Raw genomic sequence first — 14,012 nt, 5'->3', positions numbered from 1 at the left:
TCAACCACCGGCTAATGGCCCTCACCCCTCCGGGGTGAAGAGGGAAAGGACACCCGTATCCATGGCTTCATGGACAGAATTCCCGCCCACGGCGGTCTGGGGCTCGCCATGACGTGATGAAGCGCGTCATGGCGAGCGGAGCGAAGCCATCTCGTTCCCGGAACGCCTCCGGGCCCGGCGGCATCCCATCCGGCGGTCAGGACCCGCGGGCTGCCGCGTCACTCGACCTTCTGGAGACCGTCGAACATGCGGAGGTGGTTCTGGACGCCGAGGGCGTCCATCCAGCCGCGCACCTCCTTGGTGCGGTAGGGGCCGGAGTCCTCGCCGCCGCCGTTGTCGTTGTCCCACAGCCATTTGGGCGTGGGCCACAGGCAGGTCTTCGCGCTGATCCGCCGGTAGACGGCCTCGCCGACGCCGTTCTGCCCGTGGTGGGCCGTCTGCACGATGTCGGACGGCAGCCATCCGGCCTGCGGCCCCGCCAGCAGCTTCTCGCCGCCCTCCAGGCCAAGGTCGCCGAGGAACAGCACGGACTTCCGCGCGTCGCTGAGGCGCAGGACCATGGAGGAGTTGTTGAGCGGGTTCTTGAGGAGTTCGGGGTTGCATCCGCCGAGCACCTGCACCAGCACGCCGTCGAGGCCCCTCATGTCGCCCGGGGACAGCGGAACCAGGGTGTGGCCGGCCGCCGCAAGCGCCTGCATGAAGGTGCGGTAGACTGCCTGCTCGGCGGGGCTGCACGCCGTTTCGAACCATTCGGCGGGGGGCACGGAGGCGCAGATGTCCCCGATCTCCAGCCCCTGCGGGTCGCCCAGCAGGACGCCGAGGGCCTCGCAGTGGTCGTCGTGGAGGTGGGTGAGGAACCACGCGTCCACCCGGCCGCCCCGCTCTTTGAGGAACGCCCGCAGATACGCGGCGTCGCCCGCCATGCCCCCGTCCAGGACGATGAGCCGCCCGCCGGCGGTTTGCACCACATAGGACATTATCTGGGAGCGCGTCTGGTTGGGGAGCTGCCACACCGTGAAGCTGTCCGCGCGCGGCGCCGGCGCGGCCGCGCCGGGCGCGCGGCGCCCGTAGGCCCACACGGCGGGGTGCACGGTGAACAAGCGGAAGGCCTCCCCGTCGGGAACCAGCACGGGGCTGGATTTGTCGCCCCCCACAATCGGGTTGCCGGGGTATTTCTCCCAATGGACGAGGTCCGCGGAGGCGGCGACCGCCGAGGTCCACTCCCCCGGGCGCGTGTCCGGGATCAGGCCGTGGTAATACGCGTAGTAGGTCCCCCTGTGTTTCACGATCTGGTCGAGGGCGATCATCTTCTGGTCGTAGCCGCCGGGGCCGCGGAGAAGGACCGGCTCGTCCTGCACGTTGGTCCAGGTGGCGAGGTCCGTGGAGGTGGCCAGCCACACCGCCTCGTCGTTCCGCTCGTAGAAGAAATACCAGACCCCGTCTTCCAGCCAGGCCGTCGGCGTGCCGAAGGGCCCCGGCGCGATCGGCTCTCCGTTGGTCTGAAGGACCGTGAGGCGGCCGTGGTCGGTCCAGTGGACCCGGTCGGTGGAGCTGAGCCGGTGCGTCTCGTCGTTCCGGCCCTCGGCGAACATGTGGTAGGTGTCCCCCGCCCTCACCACCATCATGTCCTCGACCCAGCCCTCCGCGTGGACCGGGTTGTCCGGGTGGCGTTGCCAGTGGACGCCGTCGGCGGAGACGGCATACCCCAGTTTCCGGGTGTCGTCGCCCCGCTTCCGGTGCCCCGTGTACCAGAGGTGGTAGACGCCGTCCTCGTGCAGAATCCAGCCGCGCTCCCGGATGCACTCGTCCCAGTGGCCGGGCCCGGCCGCCTCGAACACGGGGTTGCCCGGCATCGGCGCGAAGTCCACCAGCTCCGGGGGAAACTCCAGGGCGGCGGACACCGCCAGAAGGGCCGCGATCATGAACATGGTATGCCGGTCTCCTATTCTTCCCCTGTTGCCTTCTTGAACAGCGCGTCGGTCTCCTCCAGACGGAACCGGACGCTGACCACGGAGTGCTTCTCCGGACCTTTGCGGTATTTGACGTAGGTGGTGGCGATGATGGTGCCGTCGGGGAGCAGCTCCATGCCGGGGTAGCCGCAGTCGCCGCCCGCGTGGCTGTGGAGCAGCTTGATGCGGTACTGGCCGGGGCGGCCCTTCCGGATGTCGTCGTAGGTGCCGACCCACGCGACGAAATGGCCGTCCGTCGGGCTTTCGGGCGCGCGGTCGCGGAAGGCGATGACGAGCCGCCCGTCGGGAACGCGCACGCCCATGTGGCGGTCGCCCGTGAGCCCCCACGGCGTGTCCACGGGGGTGCTCCAGGTCTTTCCCCCGTCGTCGCTGAACATCATCAGGCTGTTCCCCGTGTGCGTGTTCTCGCGCATCAGGCAGCACAGTCCGGAGTTGTCCGGCGCCTCAAACACAAAGGGCTCGCAGGGCTTCTTCCCCGGCACCTGTGCGGCCACCACGGGGTCGGACCAGGTGATCCCGCCGTCGCCGGAGACGGTCTGCATGACCTCCAGCCCCTGCTTGTCGGGGCCGGAACGGCGGTGGTACATGGCGAGCCAGTCGCCGTTCCGGGGGCGGACCATGGAGCTGAAGGTCATGACGCACTCGAAGGCCGCGCCGAGGGGCGGTGCCTCGCGCCACGTCCTGCCGTCGTCCTCGCTGACGATGCGGGGCATGCTTCCCGCCGCGTCCATCCCCTCGGTGCGCGCGGAGAAAACCCAGAACCGCGTCAGCCCGTCCGGGCCCTCCATGCGGTAGAGGCTCGGGCAGTTGACATGCTTCCGGAACGCCGCCGGGAGCTGGTCGTCCAGCCGGGTCCAGGTGAGGCCGCCGTCGTCGCTGCGGGCCATGGGCCCGGCGGGGCCGCCGTGGCCCACGCTCCACACGGCGAACATCGTCTTCCTGTCGCCGGTCATCGCGGTGGTGGGGTGGCCCTGGTACACCTGGCGCGTGCCCCGCGCGATGACGACCTGCCGCGCCGTGTCATCCGACAGGTCCACCACGGGCAGCGGTTCGACGGGCGGCTTCGCCGCCGCTGCCGCCGGGGTCTCCAGCCGAAGCCAGTCGTCCGTAAGCGCGGCGAGGGAGGCGGGCAGGGGGCCCGCCGCGTCCTGCAGCGCGCCTCTGGGGCGGCCGCCGTCATGCCAGTAGGCCAGGTCGGTCGGCGTGTCCAGATCGAGGGACAGCCCGCCCCCGACGAAGCGCTCCAAGCCGCCCGCCGCCAGGGCGTCCACCTTCCCGTCGGCGGTGAGCCGCACGGCCAGCAGGCCCCGCGCCTCGGCCTGGATGTCCTGCCCCGCCACCTGGAAAGTGCCCGAGATCGGGTCGCCCGCCGCGTTGGTCTTCCCGTTCAGGAAGACCACCGTGCCGTCCGTGAGCCGGAGGTGCCCCTCCCGGCCCGGGCAGACGGTCTTGTTCGGCAGACGGCCCTCCGCCGGGGTCACCGGGGGGATACCGCAACGCTTCAGATGCTCGATGACCTTGGCCACCGCCGCCGCCTCGTCCTTCACATACCCCACCCCCAGCCCGAGGGCCTCGTTCCCGAAATACTGCCTCCCGGCAAAATTGCTCATCCAGTGGCCAATATGAAACACCATCGTGTCCCATTCCCCTGTCGGAAAGAAGGGGCGGCATATCGCCTCCTCTTCCAGGTCTATGTTGCACAGGACGACGGCGGCGTAGCGCTGGGCACCGTAGGCGAGGGCGCGGCCCTCCCTGTCCACGCGGAACGCGCCGGAGAGGACCTCGCTGGAGGGGATCAGGTCGGCGTAATAGCCCGCTTGCCAGAAGGCGTCCGTGAGGCCGAGGCCGACCTCGCCATAGGCCGGGCCCGCCCAGTTCATGGCGGAGGCGTGGCCGAAGATCACGGCGACGGGGCAGTCCACGGGGGCGCGGCTGATCAGCGGCAGGAGGCGCAGGCGGCTTTCGCCCGCCACGATGTCCGGCGCGAGGAGCGCGCCGATGCGGTCCATCCGGTCCATGCCCTCCGGGGCGGGGTAGAGGGGGTGGTAGTTGATGCGTCCGCCGCCGAGGGCGTGGGTCCAGAGGCTCTCGCGGTAGTCGTCGGGGTTTGTGGAGTAGAACTGGTTGTACCAGACGCCGCCGCCCCACTTCTTGGCGAGGGCGGTGCGGGCGGCGAAGGGCGTCGTCTCGTCCGTCTGGCCCCAGGTCCGCTTCGCGGCCCACCAGTGCAGCCCGTTCTTCTTGAACTCCGACGGGCCGGGGAAGGGGGTCCAGGTGGCGTGGGTGACCACTGCGGCGTCGGGGCCGAAGAAGTCCTTCGCGAGGTAATAGTAGTGGGCCTCCAGGTCCGTGTTGCGCCGGCGGGAGCCGCGCAGGAGGATGTTGACGGCCGCCTGCCGCTCGCGCTCGCGGCCCCGCTCGCCCAGGCACATGAGCAGGCAGTCGCGCACGAGATCCCCCCCTTTCGTCTCGGCGGCGTAGGCCTCGGCCCGGAAGCGCGAGAACCAGAAGTCGTTCTTCTCGGGGCAGCCCCCGTGGCAGGGCGGGAAGCCCCACTCGTCCTTCATGAGCCCCGCCAGCGGCACGTTGGCGTACAGCTCCACGATCTCCCGCTCGAAGGCCTCCAGGTGCGGCGCGTAGACGTCCGGCGTGAGGTGGGTGAACGCCGCCATGACGCAGGCCGTCCGCCCCTCCGTGGACGCGTCGCAGGGGATGGCGACGCGCACCGCCTTGTCCGAGGCCTCCCGCACGGCGCAGCGCTCCGTGATGTCGCGCACCGTCTCCGGCAGGACGCCGTCCTCCGCCGCCTGGTAGTCGTACACGCGGACCAGCCGCCCGGACAGGGGGATGTAGGGCGTCGTGTTGCCCGTCATGTGGTCCGTCAGGGTGTCGGAGGCAATCTCCAGCTCCGCCTCCCCGGACGCCGCCAGGGGCACCGTGCGCAGACGCAGCATCTCCTGCTGCTCTTCCGGATAGCGCTGGCGGAAGGCCTCCCGCGCGAGGCGCGCGTCGAGGTCCAGGGCCACCTTCAGGCCCCGCTTCCGGGCGTAGGCGACCGCCGCCGCCACCTGGTCGCGCACGGCGGGCTCGGTGATCTCGCGCTCCTTGAGGCGCACGCTCATGGTGAGCAGGTCATACACGGACCGCTCGGCGAAGAGGTCCACGTATTTCCGGTAGCCCTCGGGCTCCATGAAGTCGTCGCCGCAGAACCACGCCCCGATGCTGGGCTGCACCCCGTCCGGCAGGTGACGGGACTCCGCCGCCGCAAACCCGGCGGCGAACCCCGCCGCCGCAAGAAGCACACAACACACCGCGCGCCGGTTCATAGTTTCTCCTTTTCTCCGCCCTTCTCCTGATAGACCCGCACGTGGTCCACGCGGAAGTAATCAGGGAGCGCGGCGTCGGCAATACTGCCGGCCCAGGGGCCGATCTCCTCGGTCAGCTTGATGTAGAGGGGCACCCGGCAGACGCCGCCGGCGGACGTGCGCCAGGTCTCCACGCCGTCCACGTAGAAGACGTACTCCCTTTCGGTCCAGTGGAGGCCGAAGGTGTGCCAGCCCCTGCTGACGCCGGGCACCTCCGCCTCTTTGCCCTCCGACTGGTGGTGCTTCCCGTAGCCGTCCCAGTGCAGCGCGTGCTGCACCTTGTCCTCCAGCCAGGGCTTCTCCATGATGTCCACCTCCGTGCCGTCCTCCCCGGCGCGCTCCAGCGAGCCGATGTCCTTTGACGGCATGAGCCAGAACGCGGGCCAGTGGCCGGGCTGGGTGGGGAATTCGCACCGGGCCTCCCAGTACCCATAGGCGCCCTCGTAGCGGCCCCGCGTGCGGACCGCGCCGCTGGTGAACCGGTCGCCGTCCTTCTTCGTGCGCAGCACCAGATTCCCGGTCCCGTCGAGATAGGCGTCCTCTTTCACCCAGAACGCATCGCGGCGCGGGCTGTCGCCGACGGCCTCCCATTTCGCCGGGTCCAGCGTGTCGCCGTCGAACTCGTCGCTCCAGACCAGCTCCCAGGCGCGGCCCTCCGCCAACGGCGGGAGGAACGGCCGGGGCAGGGGGAACCGGGCGAACACGATGGACTCGTAGGGGTTCTTTTCCCCCGCCTCGTAGAGGCAGCCGACCATGCCGCCGGGCAGCGCGGCGAGGGAGGAGTAGGCGCTGGGGCCGGGGTAGAGCACCCGCGCGGCGGCCCAGGTCTTCCCCTCGTCGAAGCTCGCGCGCACCGTCATGTTCTCGCGCTTCGCGGCGCTCGCCGGGTTGCTGAACACGATTGCCCCGGGCGCGTCCCCCTCCGGCCAGGAATGCCGCGCGATGGACGCCTGGCAGACGGGCTCGACCAGGGCGGTGTCGAAACGCTGGTCCTTCCACGTCGTCCCGCCGTCGTCGCTGAACGCCACCTGGCGGGTCCGTTTTGCCGTGTCGTAGTTGCGCATGTTCAGCATCAGCCGGCCGTCGGCCAGCTCCACCGCCTCGCACTCGTTCACCTGGTGCTCCGGCGTGCGCCCGCCGAGCTGCCAGGTTTCGCCGTGGTCGTCGGAGTGGATGACGTGGGAGTAGTAGTGCTTGGTCTCGGCCTCGATGTGGTCGCAGGGGATGACCAGCCGGCCTTTGTGCGGCCCGCGCGCGAGCTGGATGCCCGCGCCGGGGCCCGTGGCGTACCAGGTCCAGGTGTCCCGCTTGACGTCCTTCGTGATCTCCTTCGGCGCGCTCCAGGTCAGGCCGTCGTCATCGGAGCGCAGGACAAACACGCGCCGGGTGTCCTTGCTGGTCTGGGCGATGATGTCCTTCTCGTGGTCGTCGCCCCGGTTCCACGTTGTCAGCAGCCACACCGTGCCCGTGCCGCGGTCCACGACGGCGCAGGGGTTCCCGCTGGTGTTGCCGGGGTCGTCCCAGACGGTCTGCATGGCCCCCCAGGTCGCCCCGTTGTCCTCCGAGCGCCGCACCACGATCGCGATGTCGCCCGTGTCGCTCTGGGAGGCCTTGCGCCCCTCGGCAAAGGCGAGCAGCGCCCCCTTCGCGGTGACGCACAGCGCGGGGATGCGGAAGGTGTCGAAGCCGTTTTCCCCTTTGGCGTAGACGGGGGCGCCCTCGGGCGCCGCAACGGTGGTTCGGCCGGCGGCCAGGAGCGCTGCGGCGGCCAGCAGGAATCGTGTGGAAAAGGTCATGGGCTTGCTTCCTCCAAAAGGTTGTCAGGCGTCCCCGTGTCCGGCGGGGGCGGCGTCACGGGCATGCGCGTCCGCGCGAGGCGGAACTCGTGGCCGTCCTCGGGCCGGATGAGATAGGGCAGGCCCTCCGCGTCCCACGCCACGCGCATCTTGGACAGGAACCACGTCTTCCCCTGGTCGTTGTTCCCCTGGAAGAAGAGCCAGGTGTCTCCGTTGTCGTCCTGGAACACGCCGGGATGGCCCGACTCGCTGTGGTTCCACGCGCCCTCCGGCCCGTTGGGGAGCAGCGGGTCGTCGGAGAGGCGGGTCCAGGCGAGGCCGTCGTCCGACACGGCCACGCCGATCTGCTGCGGGTCGTTGTTGTAGCCCCCCGCATAGAACATGAAGAAGCGGCCGCCGCGCCGGATCACCGAGGGGGCCTCGATGCAGTCGGTTTCCCAGGGCAGCTCGGGCGCGAGGATCGGCGCGTCGCAGCGCTGGGTCCAGCCCTCGCGCACAAAGCCCGCCGCCACCGGCGCCGTCGCCACGAACAGCATCTGCCGTTTCATCTCCGGGTCGCGGGTGGCGCCGTAGAGGAACGCCGTGTCCCCGTGCAGGCGGACCTCCGCGTCAATCGCGCGGCCGGCCGTCCAGCCGCCCGACGGCGCGAAGACGGGGTTGGTGGCGTTGCGCTCGAACGTGAGCCCGTCATCGGAGACGGCGTGGCACAGGGCGTCCTTCGGGCCGTTGCCGTAGGTCTGGTAGAAGAGGTGCACCCTCCCGCCATGCGCCAGCGCGGCGGGCGCGGCCACCCCCTTTTTCTCGTAGTCCGCCGCCGCGGCGAACTCGCCGGCCTTGCGCCAGCGGGTCAGGTCATCGCTCTCCGCGATGCCGATGCCGATGCGGCCGGGAAGGCGGACCGAGTAGTACATCAGATAGCGCCCGCCGTGGCGCACCACGGAGGGGTCCTTCGCAAAGGGCGCGCCGTGGTCCGCGTCGCCGTAGCGCATCAGCGGCTCCGGGACCGGGCCGCCAGTCTCCGCGCGGAGCGGCGGCGGGCACAGGCAGGCCGCCAGCAGCAGGGCGGCACCAAAACAGGCGTTCTGTGTTTTCCCTGTCATGCGTCCTTCCCGTCCGCGTCGCGCAGTGTGTGGATGGTCAGCCCCCGGATGGACTTCTTCGCGGGGGGGAAGGCGAAACTGGCGAGGTAGCCGGCGACGAAGCACAGCGCCACGCCGACGAAGGCGTAGAGCAGCGAGTGGGTGGGCGTGTGGCGCTGGACCCAGTAGAGTCCGGCGGCCCCGGCGAGGGCGCCGGCCACCGCGCCCGGGCCGTTCGCGCGCGTGGTGAGGATGCCGAGGCAGAAGAGCCCGCACATGGACCCGCCGAAGAGCCCCAGGATGGCCATGAACCGGTCCCAGATGGATGTGACGCCGGAGGAGACGAAGGTCAGGGCAAGCCCGGTGCCCAGCACGCCGGACAGCACGGTGAACAGGCGGCCCAGCCACAGCCCGGCGCGCTCTGACCGGGCCAGACCCCACGGGTGGAAGAAGTCGGAGACCACGGCCGTGGACACGCTGTTCATGCTGGTGGAGATGGTGGACTGGGCGGCGGCGAAGACGCCCGCCACCACGAGCCCGGCGACGCCGACGGGCAGCTCCCGCGCGATGAACAGGGGGAAGATCGCGTCGGTCCGGAAGGTGGGGTCGAGGCGCTCGGGGTGGTTCGCGTAGAAGACGAAGAGCGCGGTGCCGATGCCGAAGAAGAGCAGCGTGGCGGGGACAACGGCGACGGCGTTGGTCCAGATGGCCTTCTTCGCGCGGTTCTCGTCCGGCACGGCCATGTAGCGCTGCACCACCGCCATGTCCGACGTGTAGGGCACGAGGCTCTGGGCGAAGCCGCCCAGCGCCACCACCCACAGGGCCGACGTGGCGAAGCTGCCCGCCGAGAAGTCCACCGTGGCCAGCCGCAGCTTGTCGTGGGCCAGCGCCGTCTCCAGCGCGCCGCCGAGCCCGCCGTCCACCCGCCAGAGGATCAGCACGAGGCTGAAGAGCGCGCCGCCGAGCAGCACGAAGCTCTGGACGGTGTCGGTCCACACGACGGCCTCCAGGCCGCCCAGGGCGCAGTAGACGATGCTGAGGACGCCCATGAGCAGGATGCTCTGCTCCACCGACAGCGGCGTGATGGCCGCCAGCGCCAGCGAGGGCAGGTACAGCACGACGGCCATGCGGCCGATCTGGAAGAGCGTGAAGGACGCGCTGGCGAAGAGCCGCGCGAAGCGGTTGAAGCGCAGCTCCAGGTACTCGTAGGCGCTTGCGGCGTCCACCTTCCGGAAAAAGGGGAGGAACAGCCAGACCACGAAGGGGGCCACGGCCACGATGGTCATGTTCAGCAGAAAGTACACCCAGTCGGTGGCGTAGCTCTTGGCGGGGATCGCCATGAACGTGATGGAGCTGAGCATGGTGGCGAAGATGCTGAGCCCGGCCACAAACCACGGCACCCGCCGCCCGCCCCGGAAGAAGTCATCGGCCGTCCGGTTGCGGAAGGAGAAGAACACCCCGACGCCGATCATGGCCGCAAGGTACAGGAAGAGGACCGTGAAGTCCGCCGCCCCGAAGCGCGTGCCGCCGGACACCGGGGTCACCGCCCACACGCGCGGGGTGCGCAGGCGCGGCCGCAGCTCTCCGCTGGCCACGATGACGGGATCCTTCGCGGGGTCGGCCCCCCACCGCACCGCCGTCGTGGTCACCTGGTTTGCCGGGGTCTCCCCCGCGGACACCCAGGTGTCCGTGATGGTGTGGTAGGCGAAGGCCTCCTTTGGAAACCCGGGGTGCGCCTCCTTCAGCGTGTCGGTCTGGAAGAACAGCGCCTCGTCCGCGCCCGACAGCACGAACAGGTGGCTCTGGCCCACGGGCGCGGCGGTGCCCGCCATGAGGCAGCGGGGCGCGTCGGCCCGTTGCCGCCACCCCTCCCCGCCGGCCCGGTGCCGCGCGGGGTTGAAGGCGTACAGGTCTTTGAGAAACTCCGTCTCCCCGGCCCCGTTCACCCGGCGGCCGCTGCACAGGTACACGCAGTCGTCCACGCCGTTGTTCTGCGCGGCGGCGATGGCCAGCGCGCGGGACGGCCCCGGCCAGGGCGGCAGAACCTCCCAGCCGGCCTCGGGCCGTGACAGGTCGAGCCGCAGAAACGCCGTGTCCGCCGTCTCCAGGCCGAGCCCGGTGGTGCCCCCGATGACGTAGACCGTGTCGCCGAGGACGGCCGCGGCGGCGTTGGTGCGCGGTTCGGGCAGCGGCGGCAGGGCCGTCCAGTTCACCGTCTTGTTCGCCGCGTCCCACGCGACCAGGAACGCGTCGGCGTGGACCTGCCCCGCGTCGTTGCCCCCGGCGCACACCACGCCGCGCGGCGTGGACGCGCAGGCGCCGTAGGCCAGCGGCCGCGCCAGCGGCGGCCCCTCCACCCAGCGGTACGCGGTCTTTCCCCCGGCGGTCTCGCGGAGGAGCACATGGACCCGGTCGTGGAAGACCTTCTGCGTCTCCCAGCGCGGCTCCGGGAAGTTGGCCCCGCCCGCCACGATCAGCGCGTCGCCGTGGACCCCCACAACGGGCCCCGCCACCCCGGCGGGGTCGGGCAGGGGCGGCAGCTCGTCCCACCGAAGGGTTGCCGCCGCCGCCGTTGCGGAGAGGACCGCCGCGGCGAGAGACGCCGCCAGAAGCCGCGCGCGAGCGCCCATGTCAGAACCGCGCCGACCACTCGGCGAAGCCGAGGGCGTCCAGCTCGTCCCGCATGCCCGCGATCTCCGCGTCTGTCAGGGGCGACAGGGGCAGCCGCGCCGGGCCGCAGGGGACACCCGCGAGCGTCATGGCCGCCTTGATCCCGGCGTTTGCGTGGCGGCGGAGGATCACCGCGATCATTTGCGCGGCGAGGAGCTGGTGCTCCTGCGCCCCGGCCAGGTCGCCCGCCGCGAGGCGGCGCATGACCTCGTGGTACAGCGGGGCGAGGAAGTTGTAGGTGCTGCCCACCGCGCCGTGGCACCCGGCCGCCAGGCCGGAGAGCAGCATCTCGTCCACGCCGAAGAGGATGTTGAACCGCCCGCCGTCGAAGGCGAGGCACTCCTGCATCACCTCCACGTCGCGGCAGCTGAACTTGACGCCCGCCAGCGAGGGCATCCGCGCCGGGGCCGCCTCCAGAAAGGCCAGCGGGCTCAGGGACACGCCGCTCAGCCGGGGGATGTGGTAGTAGTAAAACGGCAGGTCCGGCGCGGCGTCGGTGATGCGGCCCAGGGTTTCCACCAGCGCCGCCACCCCCTCCGGGATGAAGTACGACGGCGACACCGCGCTGATCGCGTCGGCCCCGATGGACGCGGCGTGCGCCGACAGCCGCCGCGCGTCCTCGACCGAGTTGTGGCCCACCTGCACCATGACGGGCAGCCGCCCGGCCGCCGCGGCCACGAAGGCCTCCGCCACCCGCGCGCGCTCCTCCGTCGTGAGCGACGGGCCCTCGCCCGTGCTGCCGCAGACATACAGCGCCGTGATCCCGTTGCGCAGCAGCCCCTCCACCATCATGGGCACGGGCGCAAGGTTCACGCTTCCGTCGGGGTGCATCGGCGTGAAGGTTGCCGCGATGAGGCCGGTCAGTCGGTCCATGTGCCCTCCGTCCGCGGCCGGAGTCACCCGGCCGCCGTTCCGTCCCGCGCGCCCTCCCGGAGGAACCCGTCGAGAAACACCTCCCGCAGCGTGGCGAACCGGGCCTCGAAGGGGGTGTCGGCGCCGCCCAGGCGCGCCCGGTTCTCGGGGGGCGCGTTGATTTCCAGCAGCACTGCCCCGTGAATGCCCGCCCACAGCGTGGCCGCGACCAGCGCGGGGTCCGTGTATTTCTCCCTGAGCGCGCCGCGCTCAATGGCCCCCTTGACCACCATCCAGAGCATGGCGAGGATTTCCTGCTCCAGCGGCGTGGGGTCGCTGCGGTTCAGTTCCCGGTCCTGTTCCACCCAGGCGGGCGGCGGCACAACCATCAGACGGTAATGGTTGGGGTGCGCGATGCCCCATTCGGCGTAGAGCCGGGCCATCTCCACCAGCTGCTCCACCGGCGCCTCCCGGTTCAGCCCCGCCCGGAGATGCGTCCGCAGGTCGTCGCTGTCCCGCCGGATGATGGCCCGCACCAATGACTGCTTATCCTTGAAATACTGGTAAATCGCCGCCGGGGAATACTCGACGGCCAGGGCGATCTTCCGCAGGGTCACCGCCTCGTAGCCGTCGCGGACAAACATCTCCCGCGCGGCGTCCATGATCCGCTCGGTGAGCTCGGCCCGCTCGCGCTCGCGGCGCGCCTCGGACACGGAAAGGGGGTGACTTTTTCTGGCATTCGGTCCCATGACTTTTCCCTGAACAGCGTTCAGCCTACATCCTCCGGGGCGGCCCCCGCAACCTGTCCCGGCACCGGCGTGGCAGGTGCCGGGTATAATTTCAGTGGGCAGCAACCGTGTTCCGGGCCGGATGTCCGGAAACGCGGCTCTGTGTCTTCAATTCATAAGGAATCAGACCATGAGACGAAGAACCGGATTCACCCTGATCGAGCTGCTGGTCGTGATCGCGATCATCGGCATCCTGGCGGCGATTCTGCTGCCGGCCCTGGCGCGCGCCCGCGAGGCCGCCCGCCGCGCCTCCTGCCAGAACAACCTCAAACAGTGGGGCCTGGTGTTCAAGATGTACGCCAACGAGTCCAAGGGCATGAGTTTTCCGCCCCTGGCCGCGGGCGCCTTCAACCACTACCCGCCGGGATTCTACTCGACCCTGGACATGGGGCCCCGGGTGCCGTGCATCTACCCCGAGTACCTGACGGACCCGATGATCGTCTTCTGCCCGTCGGACCCCGAACTCGGAGCGTCCATCGAAAAGGCCCATTACCCCGCCGGCGCCCCCAAGGCGGGCGAGTGGTGCTTTGACGTCATCGGCGGCGTGGACCAGTGCATGCGCGGCATTGACTCCAGCTACCTCTACCTGAGCTGGGTCTTCGACCGCACCGACGAGCGCTACGGCATGACGCCCATCGCGCCGTTCGCCGGCATGATCGGCGCCATTGCGGACATTTCCGGCGTGGACACCTCCGGCGACGGCCCCACACAGCTTCTGAACGGGCTGATGTCGCTGTTCACCCCCGGGCTCGTCCAGGCTTTCCTGAACAAGGATGACGCGGGCATCATGTCGGCCATAGACAGCGACATCACCGGCAGCCTGCTGGACGGGTTCGGGAACGGCGGCGGCAACACCATCTACCGGCTGCGCGAGGGGATCGAGCGCTTCCTCATCACGGACATCAACAACCCCGGCGCGAGCGCCCAGGCCCAGAGCGGGGTCTTCATGATGATGGACGTGATCTCCACCGACACGTCCGGCTACAACCACATCCCCGGCGGGTCGAACGTGCTCTACATGGACGGCCATGTGGAATTTGTCCGCTACCAGGAAATCAACGGCACGCCCCCAGTCATCGGCGCCGTCGCGCGGGTGCTGGGCCTGCTCACCCCGGCCCTCTAGTCCATCTTTCTGCGGGGCGGCCCGGAACCGGTTCCCGGCCGCCCCCCGCGGAACAGGCGGAAGCGGCGCGTTTCCGCCTGGTTTCCTGTCCCGGGGACACGGGGAACCACCGGGTTCACGCAAGGGGCCGCGCCGCCTTCCCCGGTCGGTTTGGGGCGGGGGGGGGTGACTCAGGGGAATCGCACTACAATGCGCCTTGAAAAACCGCCTGCAAACGGCATGAACGTCCCTCGGTCTGTGAGTCCGTCTTTGTTGTCCCAACGGGACATCCGCCTATAGCCCAGGCCAGGCCGCCGCCCGAAGGGCCAGGCCTGCCCTGGGGAGGAGGCACCCTCCAACACATGCCCTGAAAGGGCATCCGAAATTTTC

8 protein-coding genes are annotated in these 14,012 nt (G+C 70.2%); 1 reads left to right on the top strand and 7 read right to left on the bottom strand.

Annotation, left to right across the window (positions count from 1 at the left end; genetic code table 11):
* Positions 1-218: 218 nt before the first annotated feature.
* From GXY15_09225 to GXY15_09195, 7 genes are all read right to left on the bottom strand, one after another.
* Positions 219-1,928, bottom strand: coding sequence for an MBL fold metallo-hydrolase (locus tag GXY15_09225; GenBank protein NLV41389.1), 1,710 nt, complete (start codon positions 1,926-1,928; stop codon positions 219-221).
* Positions 1,929-1,942: 14 nt separating this feature from the next.
* Positions 1,943-3,061, bottom strand: a complete 1,119-nt coding sequence (locus tag GXY15_09220) for an exo-alpha-sialidase (GenBank protein ID NLV41388.1) — start codon at positions 3,059-3,061, stop codon at positions 1,943-1,945.
* A 2,231-nt stretch (positions 3,062-5,292) separates the two neighbouring features.
* Complete coding sequence (locus tag GXY15_09215) at positions 5,293-7,131, bottom strand: family 16 glycosylhydrolase (GenBank protein NLV41387.1); 1,839 nt, start codon at positions 7,129-7,131, stop codon at positions 5,293-5,295.
* Positions 7,128-8,120: a family 43 glycosylhydrolase gene (locus GXY15_09210; protein ID NLV41386.1), complete on the bottom strand. Its 993-nt coding sequence runs from the start codon at positions 8,118-8,120 to the stop codon at positions 7,128-7,130. The genes GXY15_09215 and GXY15_09210 overlap by 4 nt, the downstream gene beginning before the upstream one ends.
* 107 nt (positions 8,121-8,227) lie before the next feature.
* Positions 8,228-10,840, bottom strand: coding sequence for a sodium/solute symporter (locus tag GXY15_09205; GenBank protein ID NLV41385.1), 2,613 nt, complete (start codon positions 10,838-10,840; stop codon positions 8,228-8,230).
* Between the two features lies 1 nt (position 10,841).
* Entirely contained in the window at positions 10,842-11,753 is a 912-nt protein-coding gene (locus GXY15_09200) for a hypothetical protein (GenBank protein ID NLV41384.1), read from the bottom strand.
* Positions 11,754-11,776: 23 nt separating this feature from the next.
* Positions 11,777-12,481 carry a TetR/AcrR family transcriptional regulator gene (locus tag GXY15_09195; GenBank protein ID NLV41383.1) on the bottom strand — a complete coding sequence of 235 codons (705 nt, stop codon included), beginning with the start codon at positions 12,479-12,481 and terminating at the stop codon, positions 11,777-11,779.
* A gap of 121 nt (positions 12,482-12,602) precedes the next feature.
* Here GXY15_09195 and GXY15_09190 point away from each other — a divergent pair, with 121 nt between their 5' ends.
* On the top strand, positions 12,603-13,643 hold the full coding sequence (locus tag GXY15_09190) for a DUF1559 domain-containing protein (protein ID NLV41382.1): 1,041 nt from the start codon (positions 12,603-12,605) through the stop codon (positions 13,641-13,643).
* Positions 13,644-14,012 lie beyond the last annotated feature (369 nt).

It is taken from the genome of Candidatus Hydrogenedentota bacterium, from assembly GCA_012730045.1.
Classification (GTDB): domain Bacteria; phylum Hydrogenedentota; class Hydrogenedentia; order Hydrogenedentales; family CAITNO01; genus JAAYBR01.
This window is presented reverse-complemented; position numbering and strand designations above follow the sequence as displayed.

What these genes read in the sequence shown, in the direction of transcription:
- GXY15_09195 (NLV41383.1), bottom strand. Translation starts at nt 12,481, where the DNA reads ATGGGACCGAATGCCAGAAAAAGTCACCCCCTTTCCGTGTCCGAGGCG.
- GXY15_09225 (NLV41389.1), bottom strand. Translation starts at nt 1,928, where the DNA reads ATGTTCATGATCGCGGCCCTTCTGGCGGTGTCCGCCGCCCTGGAGTTT.
- GXY15_09210 (NLV41386.1), bottom strand. Translation starts at nt 8,120, where the DNA reads ATGCGCTACGGCGACGCGGACCACGGCGCGCCCTTTGCGAAGGACCCC.
- GXY15_09205 (NLV41385.1), bottom strand. Translation starts at nt 10,840, where the DNA reads ATGGGCGCTCGCGCGCGGCTTCTGGCGGCGTCTCTCGCCGCGGCGGTC.
- GXY15_09200 (NLV41384.1), bottom strand. Translation starts at nt 11,753, where the DNA reads ATGGACCGACTGACCGGCCTCATCGCGGCAACCTTCACGCCGATGCAC.
- GXY15_09215 (NLV41387.1), bottom strand. Translation starts at nt 7,131, where the DNA reads ATGACCTTTTCCACACGATTCCTGCTGGCCGCCGCAGCGCTCCTGGCC.
- GXY15_09190 (NLV41382.1), top strand. Translation starts at nt 12,603, where the DNA reads ATGTCCGGAAACGCGGCTCTGTGTCTTCAATTCATAAGGAATCAGACC.